At 42.4% G+C, this 25758-nt stretch carries 24 protein-coding genes; 9 read left to right on the top strand and 15 right to left on the bottom strand.

The annotated features are described in order from the left end of the window. Window positions 1-6: 6 nt before the first annotated feature. Entirely contained in the window at window positions 7-1347 is a 1341-nt protein-coding gene (locus G500_RS0102445; RefSeq protein ID WP_086047784.1) for an RsmB/NOP family class I SAM-dependent RNA methyltransferase, read from the bottom strand. Window positions 1348-1413: 66 nt separating this feature from the next. Beyond that, entirely contained in the window at window positions 1414-3612 is a 2199-nt protein-coding gene (locus G500_RS0102440; RefSeq protein WP_035756074.1) for a TonB-dependent receptor plug domain-containing protein, read from the bottom strand. Between the two features lie 236 nt (window positions 3613-3848). Here G500_RS0102440 and dcd point away from each other — a divergent pair, with 236 nt between their 5' ends. The 3 genes from dcd to G500_RS0102425 all read left to right on the top strand — a co-directional run bounded on the left by dcd (window position 3849) and on the right by G500_RS0102425 (window position 6553). Beyond that, entirely contained in the window at window positions 3849-4385 is a 537-nt protein-coding gene (gene dcd, locus G500_RS0102435) for a dCTP deaminase (protein WP_027001438.1), read from the top strand. Window positions 4386-4658: 273 nt separating this feature from the next. Then, a complete protein-coding gene (locus tag G500_RS0102430) occupies window positions 4659-5219 on the top strand; it encodes a DUF4199 domain-containing protein (RefSeq protein WP_027001437.1) in 561 nt (186 codons plus the stop codon). Window positions 5220-5242: 23 nt separating this feature from the next. After that, the gene (locus G500_RS0102425; protein WP_027001436.1) at window positions 5243-6553 is read left to right on the top strand and encodes a putative HlyD family type I secretion protein; all 1311 of its coding nucleotides are present in this window, start codon (window positions 5243-5245) and stop codon (window positions 6551-6553) included. A 251-nt stretch (window positions 6554-6804) separates the two neighbouring features. Here the strand turns inward: G500_RS0102425 and G500_RS0102420 are convergent, their stop codons facing one another. After that, a complete protein-coding gene (locus G500_RS0102420; protein WP_027001435.1) occupies window positions 6805-7212 on the bottom strand; it encodes a hypothetical protein in 408 nt (135 codons plus the stop codon). A gap of 30 nt (window positions 7213-7242) precedes the next feature. Between G500_RS0102420 and G500_RS25615 the strand changes: the two genes are divergently transcribed. After that, window positions 7243-7401, top strand: a complete 159-nt coding sequence (locus G500_RS25615) for a hypothetical protein (protein ID WP_154656982.1) — start codon at window positions 7243-7245, stop codon at window positions 7399-7401. A 264-nt stretch (window positions 7402-7665) separates the two neighbouring features. On the opposite strand, the gene G500_RS0102405 is transcribed toward G500_RS25615, so the two are convergent. From G500_RS0102405 to G500_RS0102390, 4 genes are all read right to left on the bottom strand, one after another. Continuing rightward, entirely contained in the window at window positions 7666-8430 is a 765-nt protein-coding gene (locus G500_RS0102405; protein WP_027001433.1) for a UDP-2,3-diacylglucosamine diphosphatase, read from the bottom strand. Window positions 8431-8460: 30 nt separating this feature from the next. Further along, entirely contained in the window at window positions 8461-9120 is a 660-nt protein-coding gene (locus G500_RS0102400; protein ID WP_027001432.1) for a class I SAM-dependent methyltransferase, read from the bottom strand. Window positions 9121-9230: 110 nt separating this feature from the next. Further along, window positions 9231-10097 carry a 1,4-dihydroxy-2-naphthoyl-CoA synthase gene (gene menB / locus G500_RS0102395; RefSeq protein WP_086047783.1) on the bottom strand — a complete coding sequence of 289 codons (867 nt, stop codon included), beginning with the start codon at window positions 10095-10097 and terminating at the stop codon, window positions 9231-9233. 135 nt (window positions 10098-10232) lie between these two features. Next, entirely contained in the window at window positions 10233-10472 is a 240-nt protein-coding gene (locus tag G500_RS0102390; RefSeq protein WP_027001430.1) for an acyl carrier protein, read from the bottom strand. 418 nt (window positions 10473-10890) lie between these two features. On the opposite strand from G500_RS0102390, the gene G500_RS0102380 reads away from it, so the two are divergent. The 5 genes from G500_RS0102380 (at window position 10891) to G500_RS0102360 (ending at window position 14314) form a co-directional block, all read left to right on the top strand. After that, window positions 10891-11820, top strand: coding sequence for a ribose-phosphate pyrophosphokinase (locus G500_RS0102380; RefSeq protein WP_027001428.1), 930 nt, complete (start codon window positions 10891-10893; stop codon window positions 11818-11820). A gap of 84 nt (window positions 11821-11904) precedes the next feature. Further along, entirely contained in the window at window positions 11905-12708 is an 804-nt protein-coding gene (locus tag G500_RS0102375) for an enoyl-ACP reductase FabI (protein ID WP_027001427.1), read from the top strand. A 102-nt stretch (window positions 12709-12810) separates the two neighbouring features. Further along, on the top strand, window positions 12811-13593 hold the full coding sequence (gene hisF, locus G500_RS0102370) for an imidazole glycerol phosphate synthase subunit HisF (RefSeq protein ID WP_027001426.1): 783 nt from the start codon (window positions 12811-12813) through the stop codon (window positions 13591-13593). 30 nt (window positions 13594-13623) lie between these two features. Then, a complete protein-coding gene (locus G500_RS0102365) occupies window positions 13624-14088 on the top strand; it encodes a hypothetical protein (RefSeq protein WP_027001425.1) in 465 nt (154 codons plus the stop codon). Between the two features lie 37 nt (window positions 14089-14125). After that, window positions 14126-14314, top strand: a complete 189-nt coding sequence (locus tag G500_RS0102360; protein ID WP_027001424.1) for a YgaP family membrane protein — start codon at window positions 14126-14128, stop codon at window positions 14312-14314. Between the two features lie 81 nt (window positions 14315-14395). Here the strand turns inward: G500_RS0102360 and G500_RS22025 are convergent, their stop codons facing one another. The 8 genes from G500_RS22025 to G500_RS0102305 form a co-directional block, all read right to left on the bottom strand. Beyond that, window positions 14396-14842, bottom strand: a complete 447-nt coding sequence (locus tag G500_RS22025) for a CHRD domain-containing protein (RefSeq protein ID WP_035756096.1) — start codon at window positions 14840-14842, stop codon at window positions 14396-14398. A 215-nt stretch (window positions 14843-15057) separates the two neighbouring features. Next, window positions 15058-18267, bottom strand: a complete 3210-nt coding sequence (locus G500_RS0102350) for an efflux RND transporter permease subunit (RefSeq protein WP_035756066.1) — start codon at window positions 18265-18267, stop codon at window positions 15058-15060. Between the two features lie 39 nt (window positions 18268-18306). Continuing rightward, window positions 18307-21393 carry an efflux RND transporter permease subunit gene (locus G500_RS0102345; protein ID WP_035756063.1) on the bottom strand — a complete coding sequence of 1029 codons (3087 nt, stop codon included), beginning with the start codon at window positions 21391-21393 and terminating at the stop codon, window positions 18307-18309. Window positions 21394-22023: 630 nt separating this feature from the next. Then, window positions 22024-23094, bottom strand: a complete 1071-nt coding sequence (locus G500_RS0102330; RefSeq protein ID WP_027001421.1) for an efflux RND transporter periplasmic adaptor subunit — start codon at window positions 23092-23094, stop codon at window positions 22024-22026. 49 nt (window positions 23095-23143) lie between these two features. Further along, complete coding sequence (locus tag G500_RS0102325) at window positions 23144-23602, bottom strand: hypothetical protein (RefSeq protein ID WP_027001420.1); 459 nt, start codon at window positions 23600-23602, stop codon at window positions 23144-23146. Window positions 23603-23608: 6 nt separating this feature from the next. Then, window positions 23609-24787 carry a DUF4221 family protein gene (locus G500_RS0102320; protein ID WP_027001419.1) on the bottom strand — a complete coding sequence of 393 codons (1179 nt, stop codon included), beginning with the start codon at window positions 24785-24787 and terminating at the stop codon, window positions 23609-23611. Between the two features lie 70 nt (window positions 24788-24857). Next, on the bottom strand, window positions 24858-25052 hold the full coding sequence (locus G500_RS0102315) for a hypothetical protein (RefSeq protein WP_027001418.1): 195 nt from the start codon (window positions 25050-25052) through the stop codon (window positions 24858-24860). A 255-nt stretch (window positions 25053-25307) separates the two neighbouring features. Further along, complete coding sequence (locus G500_RS0102305) at window positions 25308-25757, bottom strand: hypothetical protein (protein ID WP_027001417.1); 450 nt, start codon at window positions 25755-25757, stop codon at window positions 25308-25310. Window position 25758 lies beyond the last annotated feature (1 nt).

Raw genomic sequence — 25758 nt, 5'->3', positions numbered from 1 at the left:
CGCCCTTTATTTCTTTCTTTCCAAAAGAGCCATAAAAAAGCCGTCTGTGCCTTTTTGGGCAGGCGTTAGGCTTTGCGATTTGAGAAGGCTAAACTTTTCTTTGTGTTTTTCTAAAAAAAGCTGCACTTGTTTTTCATTTTCAGAAGGCAAAATACTACAAGTGGCATATACGACTTTGCCCCCTACTTTGCAGATGGGCGTGTATTTGTCTAAAATTTCCGCTTGCGTTTGGCGAATGGTAGCAATAAATTGCGGTTTGAGTTTCCACTTGGCATCTGGATTGCGGCGCAAAACGCCTAACCCCGAACAAGGCACATCTAAAAGTAGCCTATCTGCCGTTTGGTAAAGGCGTTTGATGGTCTTGCTGCCTTCAATAGGGCGCGTTTCTATCAGACTTGCCCCTGCACGTTTGGCGCGTTTTTGCAGTTCGGCTAATTTCCAACTTTCAGTATCGAGGGCGATAATTTTGCCTTTGTTTTGCATCAGAGCCGCCAGATGCAGCGTTTTGCCCCCTGCCCCTGCACAGGCATCGACAAGGCGCATGCCCATTTCTACCTCCAAAAAAGGCGCAATGCTTTGTGAGCCTGCATCTTGCACCTCGAAAAGCCCTTCTTGAAAGGCAGCATGGCGGAAAATATTTTGCCTTTTTTGCAAAACAAGTGCCGCTTCCGTACCCAAAAGTGGGCTTTTTCCGCTTGCCCAAGTCTGCCATCTTTGCGTTTCGATGCCCTCCTCGTCTAATCTTTTTTCGAGGTCGGATACCGATATTTTGAGCGCATTGGCGCGAAGCACCACAGGCGCAGTCTGATTGAGTGCTTCTAATTCTGCCTCCCAACGCGCCTGCCCTAATTCTTCTACCAAGAGTGCGTCAAGCCAAGTAGGAAGGGCATGGAAATATTGGCGCAAAAGGCTACGCCTATCTTTGTCCTGTGTGTGTCTATCTTCAAAGGCTGCCCCTAATTGCGCCTGTTGGTCTAAAAGTCTTGCCGTAGGGAGGGCTGCAAAAAGAGCGGCTTCCATTTTGAGCGTTAGTCCGATTTCAGCAGCAAGGCGAAAATCTTGCTTCAAAAGCGAATCCGCAGGGCGTTCTTTTTCTAAAAGTTGTGAATAGGCTAATTCTGCATCTAAAAAATGAAATAAGCCCTTGCCTACATATAAAATTTTGCGCCAACTTCTTACTATATCATAACTATTTTCGGCAATAAACGCCCTATCGCGTGCGCCCCATTTCGGATTCGAGCGCAATAGCTTTTCTATGACTTTATCCGCATATTTTTTTTCTACAAAAATCTGGAAAAGTGCCGATGCAATGGCATCTACAAGGGTCTGATGAATTTTAATCGCCATTTTTTTGGTAAGATTGCAAACAAACGGCAAAGATACGATTTTACGCGCTTTCTTACCTTTCTTTTTTCAAAACTCAAAAAGCAAATTAAACAAAACACGACGCGCCGCCATCTGATAATCCATGCGGAAGGCGTTGTTTTTGATAAGAAAATCGCGCCCGTTGGTAATATTGGTAACCAAGCAGCCAATTTCTACCTGTTTGGTTAGGCGATAGCCTACTTTGGTATTGAGGCGCACCCAAGCAGGCACACTTTGAGGGCGAAAACCTGCATTGCGCTCATTAAAATCCGAGCTGCGCCGCTCCACAGCACTCTGATATTGCACCTGCAAAGAAAAATGATACTTCGGTTTCTGATAGCGAACCCCTAAGTTGGCGCGGTGGGCAGGATACCAAGTGAGCAAATCGGGACTTTCTACAACGGTGCTATCCACAATTTGCTCATCTAAGCGGTGCGTATAGGTGTAATTTAGAAAGCCTGCCCAATGGCGGCTGTAAAGTTCCAATTCTGCCTCTACACCTGCCGTATGCAGGGAGTAAATGTTGGTCGAAAGGTTGGCATTGGCGGTACTATAAGCAATGATATTGTCAAAATCGTTGAGATAAAAATTAAGTTTTGTGTTCAATCCTTTTAAAATGCGCCAAATCCCTTGTATTTCATAGCTATTGATGCGTTCAGGTTCTAATTCTGATAGGTTTGATGCCAAAGAGTAGGTATAAGTGCCAAACATTTCCGTAGGCGAAGGTGTGCGAAAGCCACGACTGTATAGGGCTTTTAGGGTCAGGGTTTCTATCGGTTTGAACACAAGCCCCAAGCGCGGACTTAATTGCGAAAAACTTTTGCGCAGTTCAGGCGAATCGGGCAAAAAAACATCACGATACTCGAAAAACTGATTGTCGTAGCGCAAAGAAGCCGTAAGTTGTAGCTTTTCGCCAATCCAGAAAGGCGAAATGTATTGCACAAAAACGCCTAAATTCCAGACAGGCTTGTTCTTGACAAAGGAGAGCCAATCTTGAATGGGGTAAAGGCGATTGTCGGCAAAGGGCGCGAAATCTTCATTGAGATTGACATTTGAAAAATGCGCCTTATCGCCACGATAAAAGAAACCGATACCTTCTACGCCACCAAGCCAAGTATTGCCATTCAAATCTTTGTAGAGATACTGACTACGCAAAAGTAGGTCGTCTGCCTGTGTTTTGAGGTATTCCGTTACGCCAAAGGGGTAGAAATTTTCCAATGCGCCGTCGGGGAAATAGCGCATGTTCCAATCTATGCCATGCCTTTGATAGCGCAAGATGTATTCTTGTGAAATTCTTTTGTTTTTAAAATCGTCATTGTATTTGAACGCCAAGATGCGGCGGTTTTCACTTAGATTTTCGGGTTGGTCGGGGACATTGAAAAGCCAGCCATGTCCAGAGCCATAGCTCCATTTTTGGTCGTGAAATTGTAGGGAAAAGCCCTCGAATTTGCCCCTACCTTGCAGTTTGGTAAAAAAATAGCGGCTATCCAAGGGGTTGTGAATGTCGAATTGGGCGGGATTCCCTGCTTCGTCTGTCCTTTCCGAATCGTCATAAGAGCGATAAGAGCTGCCATCGGTGGTGTAGGTATTGAAGGCGACGATACCATCTAAATAATCGCTTCTGACACCTGCCACAATATCATAGATGCGTGTGTTCTGATTGCCAAAGCGAAACTGTGCCATGCCAATGCCGCGCAAATCGTCAGGCGAAAGGGTAGAAAGGTTGATTGCCCCATTGACGGCATTGCTACCGTAGAGGGCAGAGCCAGAGCCGCGCAAAATCTCGACGCTTTTATTGAAAACCAAAGGGGTAATTTCCCAAGTGTAGGCAGTGCCATAGAGATTGTCGTTGCACTGCACGCCATCAATGAGCAAAAGTAAGTGGTTGTTGTTCCAACCCTCATACACGCCTCGACTGCTTACCGTTTTCCTATCATAATCCTGACTCAAAGCAAAGGTAGGCAGGCGCGTGAGCATTTCGCCCAAACTAAGCCAGCCGTATTGGTGGATTTGTTTCTGATTGAAAAAAGAAATCAAGTTGGGCGCGTCTGAAATTTTTTGCGAAATTTTAGATGCCGACACCACTTCCACATCTAAGGTATTCTCCTGACTCTGTAATTCCTGCAATTCAAGCTGATACAGAAGGCTTGTGTCCTTTTTAAAAAGTTGGGCTTCAACTGAAAAAGGCAGGGAAAGCCCTGATAAAAAAGCGCAGAGGCTTATCAAAAAGCGGTATTGATGGAACATACGCAGAAAAAATCATGTTGAAAAAGGAATAAAAATGAAATTTGTCTTGTAAAAAGGCTCTTGGGGAATATTTTGTAGTAGGCTCTGTCAAATTTAGGAAAATTTAACGAAAAGAACAAGCCGCAGGAAAGAATGTTTGAAAAAAGTCTTCGCCCGACGCGCTACCTACAAGTTTTCTTTTTATTTGCCCTTTGGATATTTTAGCTACCTTTGTGGTCTAAATTCGTTTTGCCTTTATGATTCTTTCCGACGCAGCCATTCTAAATGCCATCGAAGCAGGCAGTATTGTCATCGAGCCTTTCAAGCGCAGTGCTTTGGGGTCTAATTCTTATGATGTCCATTTGGGCAAATATTTGGGCATCTATCCCCAAACTATCTTAGATGCACGCCAGCACAATCCCATCGAGCTTTTCGAAATTCCTGCCGCTGGCTATATTTTGCAGCCGCACGAGTTTTATTTGGGTGCGACCTTAGAATACACCGAAACCCATGCGCATGTGCCTTTTTTGGAAGGAAAAAGCAGTATCGGACGCTTAGGAATAGACATTCACGCAACGGCGGGGAAAGGTGATGTAGGCTTTTGCAACCATTGGACACTTGAAATTAGCGTCAAAAAACCTGTGCGCGTCTATGCAGGCATGCCTATCGGACAGCTTATTTATTTTGAGGTAGAGGGCATAGTGGAAAATGCCTATCAGCACAAGCAGTCGGCAAAGTACAATCAGCGAACCCCCTACCCTGTCGAGTCTATGATGTGGAAAAATAAGTTTTAGAAACTAAACTATACCCCTACGCCTTACTTTTTGGGTCTGAAAAACTATTTTTATTTTAATCTAATTTCGCAAGGCAATCGCTTGTCCCTATTAAAAGTAGCGCGAAGTCCCAACTTTGTACTTCCACCTTCGCACTTCTAAAAAATCGTTTCATGCCGCTGCTGTAATTTTTAGGCGCAGATAGACTACTAAAACATAAAATAAGTGGCGCGTAGCATTTTGAAAGCTACTGCTGTATTTTTAACATCAGACCATTCTAACCTAACTTTTTATATGAAAAATTCTATTTTGATAGAAAAAAGCATCTATCTCACCCTTATCTACGCCACTTATAGCTTGGTGAGCTACCTATTGGGCGTTGCCTTTATGTTGGAAAATTCTTGGCTTAATTGGATTTTCTTTCTTATCAGTTTTGGGGTATCGATACTATTGGTACGTCAGGTGCGTCAGGTGCGCTTGACGGCTGCACAGGAGGGTTTTGAGGAGGTTACTTTGCTTGATGCCACAGAAAAAAAAGCGGGTTTTTATCCGTTTGGGCGTGCTTTTTTAGATTTTTTTATTATCTTGACGGTTGCAGCCCTTTTGAACAGTTTGCTTTCGGCTTTTCTCTATTTGGTCATCGAGCCAGAAGCGCATGAGGTCTTTATCCAACTTTCGGAAGCAAAGATTTTGGCAGAAAACCCCAACATGCAGGGCGCAGGTTTAGAAGTAGCACGCGATATGATGGCGATATTTTCGCCTTTTCGTCCAATCGGTATGTTAATCGGCGTATTTAGTGCTGCCGTTGGCAATGCCGTTATTGCCCTTATCGGTGCAGCGATTTTGAAAAAGTAACGAGATTCTCTAATTTTAGAGCCATGAACGCCCAAGAATCGGAAAAGGAGATTTATATCCGCAGCGAAGAGATGCAGGAGGTTTTGTCGCAAGTGCCTACTTGGATAGTGCGTTGGGGCATTACCCTGATAGGGTTGGTGCTGCTTGCCTTTGTGTGGATAGCCTTTCTGGTCAAATATCCTGATGTGGTAATCGCGCCTCTCAAACTCACGACGGCAGAATTGCCTATTCTGATGGCGGCGAAGGAAAAGACGCGCCTGCTACACCTTTTTGCCAAAGAGGGCGATATGGTAGAGAAAGAAGCCGTATTGGTCATTTTTGCCAATAGTGCCAACTACGAAGACATCGAGGCTTTGCGCCAAACATTCGAACCCTTCAAGAAGGCGTTTTTAGACAAACAAACCGTCTTGAAGGGGTCTTTTTCCAAAGATATGAACTTAGGCGAAGTCCAGCCTGCCTTCGCTGCCTTTCTCAATGCGTATCAGGAATACAGTTTTTTTCAGAATCAGCCTTTTAGCCAAGAAAAATTTGAGCAGGTAGCCGAGCAAATCGGTATTTTCGAAAACCTTTTAGACAAGCTCAATACCCAACAGCGCAACATCGACGGACAATATCTTTTAGCCAAAAAGCAATATGAGATAGACGAAAAACTCTACCAAGACAAAGTCATTGCCTACACTGAATTTAATGCTTCCGAAAAGCGATTTTTAGAAGAAAAGTATAAAAAGGAAAACATCAGGATAGAAATTCTGCAAAATCAGCTCAAATTGCAGGAATTGCGCCGCCTTCGCACCGATAACGAAGAGGGCTACAAACGCGAGGAATTAGCCAAACGCGAGAACTTGCGAAGCACAACTTTGCAGTTGGAGGCTGCCCTTGCTGCGTGGGAAAATCGCTACCTTTTGCGTAGCCCCATTGCAGGGCGCGTTTCTTTCTTCAAACCCCTTGCACCCAATATGCCTGTGCAGGAAGGCGACGAGCTAATGGCGGTATTGCCTCAAAAAGAGGCGGTCTATGGCTATGCCTATCTCACTTCGGCAGGCATTGGGAAGGTAGAAAAAGGGCAGCAGGTCAAGATTCGTTTCGAGGGGTATCCTTACGAGGAGTACGGGTCGGTGAGGGCTACCGTTGCCGATAAAAACCCTATCGCCCATCAGGGGCAGTATTTGGTGCGAATTGAACTGACAAATGGTTTGGAAACAAGCTATAAGAAAAAATTAACCTTTTCGCAAGACATGCAGGGCGAAGCCCATATCATCACCGAAGACCTGCGTTTGATTGTACGTATTTTTTACCAAATCAGAAAAATATTCGACAATACCCTAAGTAATTAGCAAACAGTTAGTAGATAATTAGGGCTGCCAATCAGAAAAGCCAACCAGCGGGGCAGAATTTGAGAGATTTTTTCTAAAAGCCTCAAAATCAAATTCTTAGAGTGTGTAGTGAATGTAGTAACGTTTCATAAAAGTTAGAAAAAAGAAGTAAGAAGGAATAGAATTTGGAAAACAAAAGCGGAGCAAAAAGGCTAATTTCTATGCAGGTGCGATATTTTTTCGCAAAACTGAAACAGAAACGGGGGGGACATTTAAGCCATAAGCCACGCTAAGGCATCAGTTTCATCATCAAAGAACTCTAAATTTACCTTGCCTCCATAGGCGCGTTCTAAGGTTTCGAACATGCGCTGGTCGGCAAAACTGGCAAAGGCATCTTTCGAGCGGATAACCGCCACTTTTTCGAAGCCTACTTTCTGACTTTCGGGTAGCCAATTTTTATTGAGCCACATTTGGTCGGAAGGGGCAACGACTTTGCCTTTTTTGTTATTGATAAGAATACGCTTGCAGTTATTTGTTTTTAAAAGGGTGAGAAAATTGCTAAGAATTTCTCTATAAAATTCGCTTGGTACGAAAGAAAGCCATTCGAGCAGCGCAACTTGGTTGTCAGCTATCATTTCAACTTTGGCAAAGCGATTTTGGATTGCAGCAGAATATGCCATATAAAACGGAGTATTTTGAAGTAGAGGTGAATGAGGAAAGCAGAAATGCCTTTTGGCACAAAATATTATTTGGTAGCTTTTGAAAAGGCGGTTGTTGTTGTCGTTTTGATGCTGCAAAGTACGCATGCAAACGAAAAACCTGCAAATGGCTACTTTTTCCGCCTTGTATCTTTCGAGCAGTCTTTGTAAAAGTGGCTTCTTTTTTTAGGAAAAATACAAAGAAAGATACAGCCCCTTTTCAAGGAAAAAATGCCCATAAAGGGCTAAAAAAGACGCTTTTAAGCACTTGGGAGTGTTTTTTTTCGTGAGATTGAAAATAAATCTTACGTAAGATTTTTCGCAACCAAAATGAAAAGAAACGCCTGCCGCCAAATATTATTTGGAAGCCTAAAAGGGTTGTAGGCAAAGGGCTTTTTGGATTTTGCTGACCGCCTATAATCTTTTGTATCAAAACTATTTTAAAAACCTTTTCAGGTGCATCTTTTCGCCCTCAAAGACAGCATAGGTATAAAAATTGAGCCACTCGCCCAAATTTATGTAGCGGCTTTTTTCGCCTACCTTTAAATAAAGTGGCAAGTGGCGATGTCCAAAAACATAGTAGTCGTGCGGATTTTGGGCTTCCATTTCGAGGGCATATTCCCAAAGCCATTCATTTTCTCTGCCCCTAAATACTTCCTTGTGGCGGTCTTTTTTCCGACTATCAGACCAAAAATGCGCCAAACCTACGCCCAAATTAGGGTGCAACCACTCGAAACCCCAACGCAAGAAGCGATTGGTAAAAATCCATTTTTTCAACCATTTGTAGGCATAATCGCCTTTGCCTAAGCCATCGCCATGGGCTAAATAAATTTTTTTCCCATTCCAAACTACCGTTTGCGGCGTTTTAAAGACGGTTACGCCCAATTCTTCTGATAAATAATCGAAAAGCCAAAGGTCGTGATTGCCTGCAAAAAGTACAACAGGCACGCCGCTATCTACTAAACTTGCAATTTTGCCCTGAAAACGCACAAAACCCTTTGGCACAACTTTTTTATATTCATACCAAAAATCAAACATATCGCCCAGAAGCACCACTAAGGCGGCATCTTCGGCTATGGCATCGAGCCAACGCAGGATTTTCATTTCGCGCTCACGCCCGATACTACCTTTGGGGTAGCCCAAGTGAAAGTCGGAGGCTAAATAGATTTTTTTGCCTTTTTCTAAGTTTAAAACGTGCATGAGAGCCAGCCCAAATAGATAGGCTTTTGGTTAGTTTTCTAAAATATAAATAATGCGTTCCAAACCCGTAGGCGTGAGGTAGGGTAGGGTTCGCACGTTCTGATAGCCACATTGGGCAGCCATTTGGCGAATATCCTCCTCGTAGGGCAGGTAGGCTTCCAAAATGCCCCACTCGGTTTCTACACGAATGTAGTGCTTGTCTATTTTTACGCCTACTACTTTGAGATTGCCCTGTGGTGCTTCTATAAAAAGTTTTCCCTTTGGTTTTAAATATTCACGAATTTTGCAAATGCTGTATTTCTGTTGTTCTAAGGTTTGTTCTAAAATACCCGACCAGAGCCAAAGAATGGCATCGGCTTTTTCGGGCAAATCGATGTGGCGAATGTCTTGCGGAAGAATCGCCTCGCTTTCTAATACCTTTTCTTTTTTTGCATAGTCTAAAAATTTTTCCGACCGCTCCAAAGCGTACATGCGCCCTTCGAAGCCCAAACGCCGCAAATGTTCTACCGTCCTGCCATATCCTAAGCCCAATTCTACCAATACCTCTGCCTTTGCAATATCGGGATAGATGAGTTCTATGTCTATGCCTGTATCGAAGCCACTTTTTTTAGCGATTTCCTTAAATTTTTCTATTTCAATATTTTGATAGAAGTCTATGTTGTTTTTATTTTGTGTAAAAATATGATTCATAAAAAGAAAGGGGAGAATTTATACGAAAATAATGTCGAAGGGGAGATAGTTAGCTACTACAAACGGTGAAAGCCCTAAGCGTCTTTTTAAGAGGCTTAGGGCTTGAAAGGTTATGGAAACTTGGGGTACTTTTGAAAATCGGGGTCGCGTTTTTCCAAAAATGCTTTTTTGCCTTCTTGTGCTTCTTCGGTAAAATAATAGAGGAGGGTAGCATTTCCTGCCAATTCTTGTATGCCTGCTTGCCCATCTAATTCAGCGTTTAAGCCTGCCTTGACCATACGCAAAGCCAACGGACTTCTTTTGAGCATAATTCTGCACCAGCGGACGGTTTCTTCTTCCAAGCTCTCGTGTGGGGTCATTTTATTGATAAGTCCCATATCGAGGGCTTCCTGTGCCGAATATTGTTCGCACAAAAACCAGATTTCGCGTGCTTTTTTCTGCCCTACAATGCGAGCCAAATAGGAAGAGCCGAAGCCGCCATCAAAACTACCGACTTTGGGACCCGTCTGTCCGAAGATGGCATTTTCAGAGGCAATGGAAAGGTCGCATACGACATGCAAGACGTGTCCGCCGCCGATGGCATAGCCATTGACCATTGCCACAACAGGCTTAGGCAGGGAGCGAATTTTCTTTTGTAGGTCTAATACATTCAGGCGCGGTGTGCCGTCGCTATCCACATATCCGCCTACGCCTTTGTAGTTTTGGTCGCCGCCACTACAAAAGGCTTTATCGCCTGCACCTGTCAGAATGACTACGCCGATTTGCTGCTCGTAGCGGCAGAAGTCGATGGCTTCTATCATTTCGCGCACCGTTAGGGGCGTGAAGGCGTTGCGAAAGCGTGGGCGATTGATGGTAATTTTGGCAATGCCTTCGGCAAGTTCGAAGCGCACTTCCTCGAAATGCTTGAATCTTTCTATGACTTGCCAATCGGCGGCAGGGCGAATGGTAGAAAGGCTGTCTTGTTCGTTGTATGCCATGAGAAAACGATTTTTTATGAAAAAAAACCTAAGTCCGCTAATATTGTTTGAGATATTAGCAAACTTAGGGCTGCTTAAAGCGTTAAGCCAAAGGAAGCAGGACGTGTTTAGGTGCAAAAAGCCACATGCCTTTCCTTATTTAGGGGCGTTTGCTTCTAAGTAAGCAATAGCCTGTCCTACGGTAGAAATCGTTTCGGCTTGGTCGTCAGGAATAGAAATATTGAATTGTTTTTCAAACTCCATAATCAATTCGACGGTATCAAGCGAGTCTGCGCCTAAGTCGTTGGTGAAGCTGGCTTCGGGTGTAACTTCTGCTTCTTCTACGCCTAACTTCTCAACGATGATGTTCTTTACTTTTTCTGCAATCTCTGACATTGTAGGGTTCGTTTTAGTAGAAAAGAATTAAGGCGCAAAGAAAGAAATTTATTAGCGAAAAATCAAATGCAAACCATAGAAAGCGCAAAGTTTTTCGAAAACTTTTTCGCACTGCCCTGCTTATTGCATTTAGGGGGAGTATTTTGGGAAAGAGAAAGTATGTTGTTTTATCTAAGAAGTTGTTTTTTCGAAACGTGCTTGCAAAGGAAAAAAGTGCCGAAAGTGCCAATAAAGTATCCATTCTGACGCTACTACCTCAAATAGAAGGCAAATAGAAGACAAATCGCATGCAAATAGCAGGCTACTAAGCCCAAAAAAATTTGAAAATGGGTACAAGATGCGTAATTTTGTGGCATCTTGCGTAATTGCTTGTGTGGCTACACAAAAGCGATTGCCTCACCGCCAAAAGCCCTCCGTCATGAACTCTGTCAAAATCTTTGCTTGCTCTGCCTCCCTCTATTTAGCCGAAAAGATAGCCCACTCTTACGGCAAGCCGCTTGGTAAGATGACTCTCCAACGATTCAGTGATGGCGAAATGTCGCCCAGCTTCGATGAGTCTATTCGCGGCGCAGATGTCTATATCATTCAATCCACTTTCCCCCCTGCCGACAACTTAATGGAATTGCTCCTGCTGATAGACTCTGCCAAGCGTGCCTCGGCAGGTTCGGTTACGGTCGTGATGCCTTATTTTGGCTATGCCCGTCAGGATAGGAAAGACAAACCGCGCGTGGGGATTGGCGCAAAATTAGTCGCCAACCTGCTTTCTGCGGCAGGGGCAAGCCGCCTGATGACCTGTGATTTGCATGCAGGTCAGATACAAGGATTTTTTGATATTCCCGTCGACCATCTCTACGCCTCGGCAATTCTTTTTCCTTATATTGCTTCCCTAAAACTCGACAACTTAGTCTTTGCAGCCCCCGATGTAGGTGGCGTGGCGCGTGCGCGTGCTTATGCGGCACATTTTCAGGCGCACATGGTCGTTTGCGACAAGCACAGAAAACGCGCCAATGAAATTGCAAGCATGCAGGTTATCGGTGATGTAGAAGGTGCAAATGTGGTCATTGTAGATGATTTGGTAGATACGGCAGGTACAATTTGCAAAGCCGCAGAGGTGCTTTTGGAGCGTGGGGCAGTTTCGGTACGAGGCATGGTTACGCACCCTGTCTTGTCGGGCAAGGCATACGAAAACATCAACAATTCGGTATTAGAAGAGTTAGTCGTTTCGGATACCATTCCTTTGAAGCAAGAAAGTGCCAAAATCAAGGTGCTTTCCGTTGCCGACCTCTTCGCAAAAGCCATTCGCAAGATTCACGACCAAGAGTCTATTAGCACGCTTTTTATTTCCTAATCCGACCCTTATCCCAAAATCCTAAGTGGCTTGACAACGCTTAGGGTTTCAATTCCCAACTTCCTCAAAACACCATCTTTTCCTATGTATAACCTACTCAAAGGCAAACGCGGCATCATCACAGGTGCATTAGACGAAAAATCTATCGCTTGGAAAATCGCACAACGCGCACACGCAGAGGGCGCAACTTTTACCCTCACCAATGCACCCGTAGCTATGCGCATGGGAACGATTCAGAAACTGGCGCAAGAGTGCAATACGATTGTGATACCTGCCGACGCGACCTCTTTGGAAGACATCGAGAACCTCTACCAAAAATCAGTAGAGCATCTGGGCGGCAAAATTGACTTTATCCTACATTCCATCGGCATGAGTCCGAATGTGCGCAAGAAAAAAGACTACGGCGACCTCAACTACCAATGGTTTATGCAGGCTCTCGACATCTCGGCGGTTTCCTTTCACAAAATGATGCAAGTAGCGGAAAAGAAAGACATCTTAAACGAAGAAGCCTCTATCGTCGCCCTTTCTTACATTGCTGCCCAACGCACTTTCCCCGACTATGGCGACATGGCACAGGCAAAGGCTTTGCTCGAATCTATCGCCCGTAGTTATGGCTACCGTTTGGGTATGAGCAAAAAGGCGCGTGTCAATACCGTTTCACAATCGCCCACCCCTACTACCGCAGGAACAGGCGTAGGCGGCTTCGATGCCTTCTTAGAATACGCCGACAAACTCTCGCCCTTAGGCAATGCCTCTGCCGATGAGTGTGCCGATTACGTCATTACGCTCTTTTCCGACCTAACTAAAAAGGTTACGATGCAAAACTTATATCACGACGGCGGATTTTCCACCATGGGCGTTTCCGAAGCCTTGATGAACAAGATGTAATTTGCACCTGAAATAAGACAGACCCAAAAACTAACAGTTTTCCAAAACTGTTAGTTTTTTTTGAAAAATGTTATCTCTTTTCTATTTCAATTTTTTTCCAATATGCCGCTTTCCAAACGCATCATACCTTGTTTAGACATCAAAGACGGACAAACTGTAAAGGGCGTGCAATTTGAGCAACTTCGTTATGCAGGCGACCCTGTGGCTTTGGCAGCGCGTTATGCGGAAGAGGGGGCAGATGAATTGGTCTTTTTAGACATCACCGCCACAGACGAAAAGCGCAAGACCTTAGCCGATTTAGCCTTGCGAGTAGCCCAAGTCTTGCCTATTCCTTTCACCATTGGCGGCGGCGTGAGTTCGGTTGCCGATATTGAAGTGCTGTTGGCTTCGGGTGCGGATAAAATTACCATCAATTCGGCGGCAATTTACAATCCTACCCTCATTACCGAAGCGGCGAAAAGATTTGGCGAGCAGTGTATCGTTGTGGCGATTGATGCCAAAGCGGAAAGTAGTCAGGTGCAGGGAGCTACACAGGCTTATTGGCGCGTCTATGCCAGTGGGGGCAAAAAAGCTACTGATTTAGAGCTTTTTTCTTGGGCAAAACGCTTAGAAGATTTGGGTGCAGGCGAGCTACTTTTTACTTCTATGACGCATGATGGCACAAAAAATGGCTTTGCCGATACGGTCTATGCCCAACTTTCGAGCCTGCTTCACATTCCGATTATCGCTTCGGGCGGGGCAGGCAAAAAAGAGGATTTTGCCAATGTCTTCGAAAAGGGAAAAGCCGATGCCGCCTTAGCTGCCAGCGTCTTTCATTTTGGCGAAATTCCAATCCCTACGCTCAAAAATTTCCTACAACAAAAAGGGATTGCGGTGCGTATCTAAGGCTATATTTTCACCTTTTATTGCGCTCACATGGAAAATTTGCGCTGCCCTTATTGCGATTTTTCTTTTCAACTCAACGGCAAACATTTTAGCGGCGGTTTGCCGCCCACAGGCGGCGACTATGAGTGGTCGGAATCGGATACCAAACGCAAATGCCCCTCTTGTCAGGGCGAAATACCCCTGCGCTTGCGTTCAGACATCGAAACAGGGATAATTTTGAAAGTGTGCAAAAGCCCCAAACCGTTCAAAGAAGGCATTACTTGGTATGCCGTCGGCACAGTGTATGAGTCTTTTTTTGAAAAAGGTTGTTTTTCGGTGTCCGTACAATTTTTATTTGAAGACTTTGCGCAGGCTCAAAAAAAGGCGTATCACCCCTACAAACTTTTAAAAGTTACAAAAGAAGGGTATTTTTTGTATGAAAAAGAGGCTTTCGCCGATTTGCCCCTTCCAGAGGAGGACTACCACCAGCCTTATATTTCATACGCAGGCTACTAATTTTTATTTTTTATTTTCAACCTAAACGCTTCTCGATATGTTCCCTACAAATGTTGGCAGAAATGATAAAATCTTGCGCCTTGTCTTTGTATTAGCCATGACCATCTTGGGTTTTAGCGTGAGTTCGTGGTTTTTCTTAGGGCTGCTGCCCCTTTTTTCGGTGCTTACGGGCTACTGTCCGCTTTATAGCTTAGTTGGGTACAATAGCTGCCCGCTCAAAAAGTAAGAACGCTTTTTACAAACCAAACCCTCCCCTAAAAACTTAGGCGAGGGTTTTGAATTTTAAGATAAAACTTAGGATAGGACGTTATTCGTTTGAGCCGATATTCGTATGTACGACAATCGTTTCCAATTCGTCCGCGCTCAAATGGACATTGATGTAGCCATTGTAGGTGAGCATTTGGTCGAAAGTAGTGCCGCTTGAAGCAGGAATTTCGGTTACGCTCATGCCATTCACAACGTCGGTTAGCATAAAGGCAATACCGCCAGGGCTTGTAATGGAGCCGTCATGGATATGCGCAGGGTGTACGCCCGGTGCGTTAGGCACAGAAAGGGTTACGCGCGTGCCATTGTTGGCGGTGCGTTCAAAAGTAGCAGTGCCACTAAGCCCTAAATTGTTGCCCGCATCTACTAAGCTATAAGTACGCATTGTTACTTGTGGCTCGTCGTCGTCGTCGTTGTTACAACTTGTGAAGGTAAAGGCAAAAAGAGCCAATAAAATGGCAAAGAATTGAACTTTAAAAATCTTTTTCATTTTACTATTTTTATACGTTGTAAAAGAAAGAATAAATAGTTGCTTGTCTTGTATAGCACTGTAAAAAAGCAACACGAAATATAAACCTTTGCCTACCAAAAATGTTTTGCCCAAAGGCTAAAAAAGTGCAGAAAAATATTGTTTTGGGCTTTTTTCTACCATAAAAATAGGGCGGCGGTAGTATTTTTTTCGTTCAAAAAATCTTAAAATAGACTTTAATGCTTGATTTTCAAAGACTTAACCCTGATTTCGTCTGCCATTACAGGCAGCACCACAAAAACACAAAAAAGTGAGAAAAATAAGCCGCCCGTAACGCCTGCCGCCAAAGAAAACCAAAAAACTTCTTCCTGCCCTTCCCATAAAAAAGGCAAGAGTCCCAAAAAAGTAGAGATAACGGTAAGTAGGATAGGATAGCTTTTTTTATAAATTGCCTTTAAAAAAATAGCCTTCTTTCTGCTTCTTTTTTTCAAAAAATTATACTCATCAAGAATAAAAATGGCTGCATTGACAACCAAACCTCCCAAAAGTACAAAAGAAGCATAGCCGCCTTGGTCGAAATAAACTTCCAATCCGCCGAAGGTGATAAAAATGCCGATAAAGGAAAAGGGGATTGTAAAGATAATAAGCAAGGCTTGTCTGAAATTTTCAAATAAAATGCTACAAATAAAAAATATAATTACTACCAAAATCAATAACAATCCGTATTCGGTCTTTGCTTTTTCCCAAGAAAAAAAGTTGTTTTCCAACTGTTTTACCTCATAACCCTGTGGCATTTGGCTTTTGTACTGTTCAAGGGTTTGGTCTAAAAATTTTTGTCCAAAATTCGCTCCCCCGTAATAATCGAAACCGACAATGCGCAAATAAAGGCGATTTTCTTTGTAAATCGAGCTGCTGCTATTTTCTATTTTAAGCGTAGAAAAATCTTGAAAAGCGACTGTTTTTGTGTTTATTTTTGTAGCACTATCTAATTGAAAAACAGATAGATAGCCACTTTTTAGTTCTTGCGCTGCAAAACTTTTTGAGTCCCTACTTTCAAGGCGCACAGGCAAAAGGCTATTTTGATAGGGCAAGTAAAACTCGGCTTCGCTGCTGGGCGTATGCAAGCGCAAAGCTGCCGTAAGGGTTTGCGCTGAAAGCCCTTGATGGGCTAATTTTTCCAAATCCACCTCCCAAGCTAAGGTCTTTCGGGCGCGTTCTTCGTAGGAAAGTCGCTCGTTGGTATTGACTTGCTGAATCCGCTTGTGCTTGACCAAAAGTGCGGCTAATTTTTCTGCCTCTGCCTCCAAATTTTGATAATGCGTGCCTTTCATCTGCACCCGAAAAGAAGCTAATTGTGCTTCGTTGCTATTACTAAATGCCTGATTACCAACGCCATAAATATTCCACTTCACGCCGTCTAAATCCACTGAACGCGCAATAAGTCTATTTTTTAGTTGTAAAGGATAAGATGAATTTTCTACTTCTTTTGGAAATAAAATTTCAATCTGACCCGAAGAAGTAATAACTTGCGTAACAAATTTTTCTATATTTTTTTCTGCTTTCAAAATCAATTCTATGCTGCGTAAGGCACTGTCCATCTGTTGTAGGGTTGTGCCTTGTGGCATTTCTGCCTGCACATAAAGGCGTGCTTTTTCGGCTTCTCTATAAGAAAATCGTTCATATCCGAAACGAACAAAAAGGCGCAAAGTGCCACCCAGATAGGTATCGATATGGGGGCGTATGTCATTTTGGTACAAATCTGAACCTATTATATCATTATACCAAACTAAAATCTTGCTATTTTTAGGGTTTTCTACCTTCGAGGGAAGCAAAAAAATGGGTGTGCCAAAGAGCAACAAGAGGGCTATCATAAACTTCTTTTTATGACTTTTTAAAAAAGCAATAAAAAGAAGATATTTTTGAAAAACTTGAACCGAAAAACGCCTACCGAAGCGAAAATTAGTTTTCTTTTTCTTTTCTTTTTTCGTTTGAAAAAGCAAATGATATAAAGCAGGCGTGAAAAAAAGTGCCACAGGGAGCGACAATAAGAGATTGAGAGCGACAATCGCGGCAAAGTCGGTTAGGTTGCGGCGCGTTTCTTCGGGTAGGAAAAAGACCAAAAGCAAGGCAGCGGCTGTCGTGAGCGAAGCCCCCAAAAGTGCCAAAAAGAGAGAACCCGACCGCTTTTGGTGTAGGCTATCCACCATCACAAGGGCGTTGTCTAAAATCAGACCAAAGGAAATGGCAACCCCCGCCAAAGAATATAGGTGAATTTGTATCTTAAAAAAATAAGCAAATAAGGCGGTAAGGCAGAGATTGACAAACAAACTACTTATTAAAACACATAGATAAAGTAAGTTTCTTTGCAGCAAAACAATAAAAAATATCAAAATAAGAAGCGAAAAAAGAGCGCGACGATAGGTCTTTTCCAATTCCTTTTCTAAAAAATCGGTTTCGTCCCACTCCAAAAGAAGTTCAAAATCGGTAGGAAGTGGCATCTGCGCGATAGCAGCCTTGATTTTCCGCCCCGCTTCTAAGGCGTTGGCATCTTTTTGTAGGTAAAAAGAAAGCGTAACGGCTTCCTTGCCATTGATGCGGTAAAAACCCGAAGGCGCGTTTTCCACCACTGCAAAGGTAGCGACATCGGAAAAACGCACAAGTGGATTTTCGGAAAGCAATAAATTTTCTACTATTTTTGTGAAATTTTTAGAAAAAGTAGCCTTATTTTCAGAACTTTCTGTTAGGAGTGGGCGTTTCTTGACCCAAAAATTTTGTCCTACGCCGTCTTTGCTTTGCCCTATGTAATCGATTTGGGCAAGCTCCTGCAATCGACTGACCAAATCTTGATGGCTGATGCCATACTGCAACATTTTTTCGGGTAGGTAGCGCACCTCTATCGCCAAATCGGACGTGCCGCGCACGCTAATTTCCTCTATTTGTGTGATTTTAGAAAAATGAAGACTTGCAATTTTGCGCACCTGCTCCTCGATTTCGAAAGCCGTCAGGGGAGCATTTACCGAATAACTAAGGCTTGCTTTTTTATGACTCTGCGCATTTGCATCTGTGAGCTGAAGCTGTGGATAGGAAACCGAAGGCGGCAGTTTGGGGTAGATTTGGCGTAAAATCATGGTAGTTTCAAACTTTTTTAGTTCCATGTTTTGCCCTTTTTCAAAACTAAGCGTAATATTTCCGCCATTGTAACGCGAAACGGAGCTAATTTTTTTAAGTCCTTGCAGTTGGGAAAGGGCATTTTCTAAGGGTGCAGTTGCCAAATTTTCTACAATATCGGGAGCGGCTTGTGGGTATTGATAGCGAATTTGTAAGGTATTGCTTTCGGGTTTTGGGTTGAGTTCGACGGGAAGAAGTGGCAGCGCAAATACGCCTAATACGCTGATAATTAGGAAGATAAAAACTATCCGAAAGGGCGTTAGAAAGGAAAGCTGCATGGAAATAAATTTTAAAGCAGGTTTGTTTTAAGACAAAATCTATTTTTTAAAATCAAAAAACAAATATAAAAGTGGTATGAAAAAGAGAGCCGTCGCCGTTCCCATACCCAAGCCCCCTATTACGGCTAATACCAAAGGCGTTTGCAGTTCTGCTCCCAAGCCTGCACTAAAAAGGGTAGGAAGTACGGCTAAAATAGTCGTTAGGGTTGTCATCAATATCGGTTTGAGGCGCAAAACCCCCGCCAGATGCAGGATTTCGCGCGTGTCGGTAGTAGGAAGTTGTTTTTTTAGTTTATTGATGGTATCAATTTTTAGAATGGCATCATTGACCATAATACCCAGCATCACGACCAGACCAATTGCCGACATCAAATTAAGAGAAGCATTGCCCCAATACAAGACCAAGAACGCGCCCGAAATACCCAGCGGTAGCGTCAGGACGACAATAAGCGGTTGTAAAAATGACTCAAATTGTGCCACTAAAATAAAGTAGAGCAACACAACCGAGATAAGAAGGATAAAGAAAAGTTGCTGTAAGTTTTCTTCATTTTCTATAAAATTTCCTGCCCAAGTAGTTTGTAAGTTTTTTGCCTCTTTTTTCATTTTGAAAAGGCTATCTATCTCGATTTGTTGTCTTTTTTCTAAATCTTGCCACACAAAACTTTGGTAGATACCCAGCGCGTCTGCGGTTAGGTTGCGATAATCATTTTCCCTTTCTATGCGTACTAAAAGATGGAGCGGGATTTTTTGATGCTGCGTATTATCTGCCACTTCTAAATAGGTGTTTTGTAAAATTTCTGCAATATTCGCCTGATTTTGTGCCAAACGAATGGGCAATACTTCGCCGAAAGATTTTATATCTGTAATAAAATAGTGTCCTACACTTTGTTTTATTTTTTCTAATATTTGCCGCTGCGAAAAGCCGTAAATGGCAGCTTTTTCGGCTTCTACCTGCAAAATGACGCTATTTTCCGTTCTCATGCCGCTTCCTACTTCGGCTTGGTAGGGCATGGTTTCATACAAAGAACTTACCTTTTCTACGGAAAGCGGACTACTTTCAAAAGGGTTGCGAAAGCGAAGTTCATAGTTTGGATTGGGGCTTGCGAAAAGTTGCGAAAAAGCGTCGGGGGCAGCCTCAAATTGAAAAAGAGCCTGTGGCGCATGATTTTCTAACCAAAGTTGCAAACGCTTTTGTGCCTCTTTTTTGTCTTTAAAATTGGACAGGGCAAAGTAGAAAAAGACCTGCGATTGTGTGCTACCTTCCCCTTCGAGTAGGTATTGCCGTTTGCCCAAATCTATTTCTATTTGCGAAAAAACGCCTTCAAATTGATGTAAGAAAAATAGCGTCTTTTCTAAATTCTGTTCAGAGCTAAGTGGTAAGTTCCAATCTAATTTTAACACAAAATCGGGTTTGGAAAGTGTCGGCAGCCTTTCCACTTTTAGGTTTTTGGATATAAAAAAAGGTGCGGCTATCAGACCTATAAAAAAGAGAAGTCCTATCTTTTGGTGGCGCATGACCTGCCAAAAGATAAATTCATAACCTTGCAGGAGTTTTTGAAAAAAGCGCGTTTCGGTAGAAAAATCTAAGGTAGGCGCAAAGCTATTTGCCTTTTTTTTGTGTGAAAGAAGAAAAAGATGCGGCAGAAAAAGAAATGCCACAGCCAACGAACTTGTCAGGACAAGGGTAATGGAAAGGGCTTGGTCGTAGAAAAGTGCGCCCGAAATGCCGTTCATAAAAATAAGGGGCAGAAAAACAGAGAGCGTCGTGAGCATCGAACTCAAAAGTGGCGCGACAACATCTTGCACCCCTAAGACACAGGCTACTAATTTTGATTTGCCTTCTTTTAAAAATCGTTCAATATTATCCAAAACAATGATGCTATTATCTATCAACATACCCAACCCTAATGCCAAGCCGCTCAAAGATATGATGTTGATAGTCAATCCCATTACATAAAAAAGACCGAAGCCCAAGAGCAGCGAAAGAGGCAAACTCACGCCTATCATCAGCGGCATGCGCCAATTTCCTAAGAAGAAAAACAAGACGATAAAAGCCCCCAAAGCCCCCAAAAGTAGGGTATTGCGCAAGTTGGCAATCGCGAGGTCTAAAAATTGACTTTGATTTTGGGTAAGAGAAAAATCGAGGGTCGGATATTTTTGCCTAAAATCGGCTACGGCTTTTTCTATTTCCTCCATTAGGGCTTGCATCTGTGCATCAGGCTGCTTGTGCAAAGTAAGGACGAAGCCCTCTTTTAGGTTCATTTGCGCCTTTTTTTCTGAAAGCGAATCGGCAAAAAGGTGAAACCCCTGCGGCATTTCTTCTTCGAGAGTGATGGTCGCTAAGGTTTCCAGACGCACCACGCGCCCTTTGGCAAGGCGAATTGGTAGGCGGCGCAAAGCGTCAGCATCTGCTAAAAGGTTGACGGATTTGAGAAAATAGCGGTACTGCCCATCTTTTACCGAAACCGAACTAAGGGGTTGATTGGCTTGCGTGATGGCTTCAACAAGTTGATTTTCAGATACTTGTAGGGCTGCTAATTCTGCCTGATGTAGGCGCACGCTGATTTGTTTGCGTTTTAGCCCATTGGCATCTACAAGCGAAACGCCTGCAATTCCTTCCAGCCGCTTTTTTAAAACCTTTTCTACTAATTCCGAAGTTTCTAAAAGATTGCCTTTTTCTTTTGGTACAATTTGAAGACGCGCTAAGGGAATGTCGTTGGTGTTGATTTTGATGATATGCGGACGGCTAACCTCTTTGGGCAAATAGTTGAGCAGGCGGTCTAATTTTTCGTTTGCCTCGATGTAGGCTAAGGTCATGTCTGTCCCAAAGGCAAAAAAAAGCCGTAACTGTCCGCTTTCGCTAAGGGCTTCGCTTTTCAAATCGGACAACCCTTTGACTGTCAGCAGGCTTTCGCGCAAAGGGCGCAAGACATTTTGCTCTATTTCGGCAGGCGAATGTCCGCGATATTCCACCTGCACCAAAAGCTGCGGTACGTCTATGGGCGGCAGCAGCGATACAGGAAGTTTGGAAAATCCTATCCAAGACAAAACTGCCACTGCCAAAAAACTCATCAAGACCCCAATCGGACGCTGAAAAAGAAAAGTCAGAAGTGAAGAGGGCGACATAAAAAGATAATTTTAGAAGGATAAATGCACCCCAAACCCAGCGGTTTCGAAACAACGGTGGAAAATGCTTTTTTAAGTTTGGTGCAAAATAAAATTTGGACTTAAACCCTAAGGGTCTTCAAGACCCTTAGGATTTGGGGCATAGAGCAAGGCAGTGCCTTTGGCATTGTTGCTGCGATAGAAGCCTAAAATACACCCCGCCCCAAACCCCCAGTAATGTTAAGTTCTGTCAAAAGCCTTGTTTTGTCAAATTTGACACAAAATAAAATTTGGACTGACCCTTATTTTTGGGTCTGAAAATCCTTTTTTATTTCAATCTTGCTGCGGACAAGGCAGTGCCTTGTCCCTACATTTGGCTCTGATTTTTAGAATTTAACATCACTGCCCAAACCCCTCCCCCAAAGGGAGGGGCTTTGATATGGTATCATTTTTTTGCATTTATGCAAAAAAAATGATTTGTATTTCGAACCCTCCCCTATGGGGGGAGGGCAGGGTGGGGGTTCAAGAGTTTTATTCGAAGCCCCCCTTTTTTTGACAGGCTGACCGTTTCAACAACATCTACCCTTTGTCCCTACATTTGCACCTACTTTTTAGAATTTAACCTTATTGGCGTGCTTGTGCTTTGGAAAGCTATTTATTTTTTTCCACTTCCACTTTTGCGTCGTGTGAAAGTTGGAGGTTGTTGCTGATAATGACTTCGTCGCCTGCCTGCAAGCCTTCGAGGATTTCTACCCATTGGCTATTTTCCTTGCCTTTTTTGACGTAGTTCCAAAAGGCACGCCCATTTTTGAGCGTAAAGACGACTTCTTTTTCAGAGCGCAACACAATCGCTTCTTTGGGAACTAAAAGCTGCGGACTTTGTGGAATTTCTATCAGCAGGCGGACATTCATACCCAGAAGCAAGTCGTTTTGGGCAGGAAGGGCAAAACGAAGCCGCACTAAGCCTTCCCGCTCGACGGCAGGGTTGAGGTCGACTAACTCTGCCACGTAGGTAGGATTGCCCGCAAGGGGGGTAATTTGGGCTTTGATGCCTTTTTGAAGCACTCCTATTTGGCTTTCGGGAAGGTAGGTTTCTACTGCTAATTGCGTATCGGTGTAGAGCGTCCCCAGAGCTTGAAGTGCCTGAATTTGAGTGCCTTTGCTAAGATACCAGTCGCTGAGGACACCCGAAAAAGGGGCTTTGAGGCGCGTATTTTCTAACCTTCTCTCGGCTTCGGCTTGGCTTACCTCTGCCAACGCCAAACCGCTGCGCACGCGCAATATCTGCGCTAAGGTATCGGAAAGAGAGTGAGGAACGCCCCAAGTGCCACCGTATTCGACAAATAATTTGCGGTATTCGTCCAGACGCATCGCCGTTTCGGTGCGGGCGCGTTCCAAAGCCAAGCGAAATTCGCTATCTTCTAAGACCGCCAAGACTGCCCCTTCGCCTACGCGCCCCCCATTGGCAACCAACACTTGCGATACCGAACCTGAAACCAAAAACGAAAGGGCTGCCTGCTGATGCGACACCACCTTGCCATTGCTCGTAATTTGATAGGAAAGGGGAGCAGAAGCGGCAACAAAGGTCTGCACGCGAGGGGTAGGAATGGACGCAAGGGAACTGCTATCCGAAGCCCGATTCGTCTGCTGCTCTTCGGCACTACTTTGGCAGCCACTCCACAAAAGATTTAGAAACAAGACGACAATGGCGATTTTTCTCATGCTTTTGTGCTATTTTTGAAGGGCAAAGGTAGGAAGTTTTTGGGAAAGTTTAAAGATTTTTTTCTAATACTTCAATTTCTTTAGTAATAACTTCAGGATATAATTCTTTTTCAGATATTATATATTTATTCTTAATTTCATATAAAGTTGGGTATTGTCCTACTCTTGCCTGTCGAATAAAGTAACCTTTTGGGTCTAAAAGGTACATGTCTTTCTCATTTAATCTGAGTAAATGAACTTGTAAAAAAGCTTTGCCTTGCATGGTAGAAAGAACTGTTTTTAGTTTTTTATTGTGTACGTATTTATTTGAAAATAGCAATGCCTTTTCTTTGCAACCACTACATCCTTCCATCGGTATTATCAAAACATACTGACACAGTGAGTCTTGTTTAATTGGGTTACCTAAAAGGCTATCCGCATGAAAAAAAGTGTTATTGACAAGCTGATAATCTTTGCTTTTTTGACAAGCAATAAATAATAAAAAGGACATAAATAAAATATATTTCATATCATATTACTTTTTTCTTTGAAGTTTAAACAAACGAAAAGAAAGGTTGTCTTCGTCTAAGTCAGGGTTGCGATAATGACCTTCCGAAAGCCAGAGTCCTTCTTGGGTGATAAAATGATTTCTACTATATATTTTTTTAGGAAGCAAAGTTTCACCTACTATATTATACTCTTCATCAAGAATGATAATAGAACAGGGCTTATCGTCCCAATTTTGCTTTTTCCCTTCTGCATTGGTTTCCTCAATGGCTTGATAAGCAAATCTGTAATAGACGCGATTGTACTTATCGGCTAATAGATAACGAAAAGAAGGATTCTCTAAATAGTGCTTTTCATGATGATTAAAATATTTAGATTCTGACCACTTAGATTTTATGTTTTCAAAATAAAAACTATTACACATTATTTTTTTTATGTTTTCTTTTTTATTAAAATGTCTAATATGAATATTATTTTCAATAGGATAGCTAATAAGAAGCTGGCTACTATCAAAGGAAAGTGTGTACTGTAAGTGAGTAAAATACGCTCCCCAAATATTTTCATTACCATCAATCTCTGAATCTCCGATTTTGATAAATCCTAATCCTTTCATTGTCCGAATGTCAATAGCATATAGGAAGTTGGCGTTAAAAAAGGAAGGTTCGTCAACTCTATAAGTACTGTTATCATTGGCACGAAAGTAAAGAGTATCACCTATAAGGAAGCTTTGATGAGCATTGCTGCGTGGCAAAGGAAGCATAAATGGAGACTCCTTACCTGTGTCATACAGGCGGCACCGTCCGAGTACTTCGCCTTTTTGATTGGCTAATGTTACTTGAAAGGATTTCGCCCCAAAAACAAATATACTATCCCAATTATGAAGGTAGAAGCCGCCCCAACCACCTATACCATTATTTCCGTCTGAGTCAAATTTTATGTCTGTAATTTTCTTTTCTGAATTTAAGTTATAAACTGAAATATAAGGAATTTCTTTATTTGCCCAAAATAAATAAATAGTATCATTTATATTTTTTGTTTGATAATAATTTGTTTGATACATAGATAACTCATCTAAAGGATAGTGCTTTACTATGTCAGTAGCCACTAACTCTAACTTCTGTTCCTGCGCTACAGAATTATTATCATCTTGGTTAGAAGTAGTGCAACTCGAGATTACTGCAATTAAAAGTAGTAGAATTTTTTTCATGTTTATGGATTTGGAAAGCTACTCCTTCTATTATTAAGAGAAGGAGTAGCTTGAGGAAAAGAGGGAAGTGTTAATTACCAGTATGAATTGGACCGCCAATAATAATAACAGGGTCTAAGCAGCCGCGTCCAGGATTATCGCAATTGTCGCCATTAAAAACCCAACAATCATCAGGAATGCCTTGACCATTAACTTCCACAGTTGTAGAAAGATAAATAACAGTTGAAGCAAATAAAGCTAATATAGCCAAAAGAAACTTTTTCATAATAACAAAAATTTAGAGGTTTGAAAATAAAATTTATGCCTTAGCTTGCTACAAAATAGTATGCTTACTAAGACAGGGCAAACCTATTTTTTTTTTTTCTAACTTCCAAATTTTTCTGTGCTTTTAACAAAAATTTAACCTCTCTTTTTTTTGCTCTTATTTGCACTTGCTTTTTCAAGAGATGAAAGATTCTTGCTTTTGTGCTATTTTTTCGAAAGGTAAAGGTAGGAAGTTTTTGGGAAAGTCTAATAGCTTTTACTCTATTTTTTCTAAATATTGTATCGCATTTACTATTTCTGGGTCTATGATGTAATGGTGATAAATAATTTGTTTGTTTTTAAAATGAAGTAAAATAGGTTTTCCTAAACCTGTTTCGTATCTAAATATTTGTTTTTGTGGGTCTGATAAAAAATTAACATCAGGGCTTTGAAACTTACTTTGTAGCTCTTTTACGTAATCTGCTGTTCCTACTAAAATAATGGTTAGTTTTGGTGTAGGGTTAGCAAGAGCAGCAAGAGCCTCTAAGTTGTATTTTCCACACTCACAACTTTCTACATCAATTATATAGAAAATTTTATCCAATAAATTTTCTTCATTTATCTGATGTACTTTGTGGAGATAGTCTTTTACCCCTTGTTCATACTTATAGGACGTATGACAAGATACGAATACCATCATTACAAAAAGAAATATTATATTTTTCATA

Source organism: Hugenholtzia roseola DSM 9546 (assembly GCF_000422585.1).
Taxonomy (GTDB): Bacteria; Bacteroidota; Bacteroidia; order Cytophagales; family Bernardetiaceae; genus Hugenholtzia; species Hugenholtzia roseola.
Note: the sequence above shows the minus strand (reverse complement) of the source record. Positions and strands in the feature narration are given on the sequence as shown.

Coding starts and splice junctions, on each gene's coding strand:
- G500_RS0102345 (WP_035756063.1), bottom strand. CDS start 21,393: ATGTCGCCCTCTTCACTTCTGACTTTTCTTTTTCAGCGTCCGATTGGG.
- G500_RS0102325 (WP_027001420.1), bottom strand. CDS start 23,602: ATGAAATATATTTTATTTATGTCCTTTTTATTATTTATTGCTTGTCAA.
- menB (WP_086047783.1), bottom strand. CDS start 10,097: ATGGCATACAACGAACAAGACAGCCTTTCTACCATTCGCCCTGCCGCC.
- G500_RS0102375 (WP_027001427.1), top strand. CDS start 11,905: ATGTATAACCTACTCAAAGGCAAACGCGGCATCATCACAGGTGCATTA.
- G500_RS0102400 (WP_027001432.1), bottom strand. CDS start 9,120: ATGAATCATATTTTTACACAAAATAAAAACAACATAGACTTCTATCAA.
- G500_RS0102315 (WP_027001418.1), bottom strand. CDS start 25,052: ATGAAAAAGTTTCTTTTGGCTATATTAGCTTTATTTGCTTCAACTGTT.
- G500_RS0102405 (WP_027001433.1), bottom strand. CDS start 8,430: ATGCACGTTTTAAACTTAGAAAAAGGCAAAAAAATCTATTTAGCCTCC.
- G500_RS0102350 (WP_035756066.1), bottom strand. CDS start 18,267: ATGCAGCTTTCCTTTCTAACGCCCTTTCGGATAGTTTTTATCTTCCTA.
- G500_RS22025 (WP_035756096.1), bottom strand. CDS start 14,842: ATGAAAAAGATTTTTAAAGTTCAATTCTTTGCCATTTTATTGGCTCTT.
- G500_RS0102445 (WP_086047784.1), bottom strand. CDS start 1,347: ATGGCGATTAAAATTCATCAGACCCTTGTAGATGCCATTGCATCGGCA.
- G500_RS0102360 (WP_027001424.1), top strand. CDS start 14,126: ATGTTCCCTACAAATGTTGGCAGAAATGATAAAATCTTGCGCCTTGTC.
- G500_RS0102390 (WP_027001430.1), bottom strand. CDS start 10,472: ATGTCAGAGATTGCAGAAAAAGTAAAGAACATCATCGTTGAGAAGTTA.
- hisF (WP_027001426.1), top strand. CDS start 12,811: ATGCCGCTTTCCAAACGCATCATACCTTGTTTAGACATCAAAGACGGA.
- G500_RS0102425 (WP_027001436.1), top strand. CDS start 5,243: ATGAACGCCCAAGAATCGGAAAAGGAGATTTATATCCGCAGCGAAGAG.
- G500_RS0102320 (WP_027001419.1), bottom strand. CDS start 24,787: ATGAAAAAAATTCTACTACTTTTAATTGCAGTAATCTCGAGTTGCACT.
- G500_RS0102420 (WP_027001435.1), bottom strand. CDS start 7,212: ATGGCATATTCTGCTGCAATCCAAAATCGCTTTGCCAAAGTTGAAATG.
- dcd (WP_027001438.1), top strand. CDS start 3,849: ATGATTCTTTCCGACGCAGCCATTCTAAATGCCATCGAAGCAGGCAGT.
- G500_RS0102440 (WP_035756074.1), bottom strand. CDS start 3,612: ATGTTCCATCAATACCGCTTTTTGATAAGCCTCTGCGCTTTTTTATCA.
- G500_RS25615 (WP_154656982.1), top strand. CDS start 7,243: ATGAGGAAAGCAGAAATGCCTTTTGGCACAAAATATTATTTGGTAGCT.
- G500_RS0102330 (WP_027001421.1), bottom strand. CDS start 23,094: ATGAGAAAAATCGCCATTGTCGTCTTGTTTCTAAATCTTTTGTGGAGT.
- G500_RS0102305 (WP_027001417.1), bottom strand. CDS start 25,757: ATGAAAAATATAATATTTCTTTTTGTAATGATGGTATTCGTATCTTGT.
- G500_RS0102380 (WP_027001428.1), top strand. CDS start 10,891: ATGAACTCTGTCAAAATCTTTGCTTGCTCTGCCTCCCTCTATTTAGCC.
- G500_RS0102365 (WP_027001425.1), top strand. CDS start 13,624: ATGGAAAATTTGCGCTGCCCTTATTGCGATTTTTCTTTTCAACTCAAC.
- G500_RS0102430 (WP_027001437.1), top strand. CDS start 4,659: ATGAAAAATTCTATTTTGATAGAAAAAAGCATCTATCTCACCCTTATC.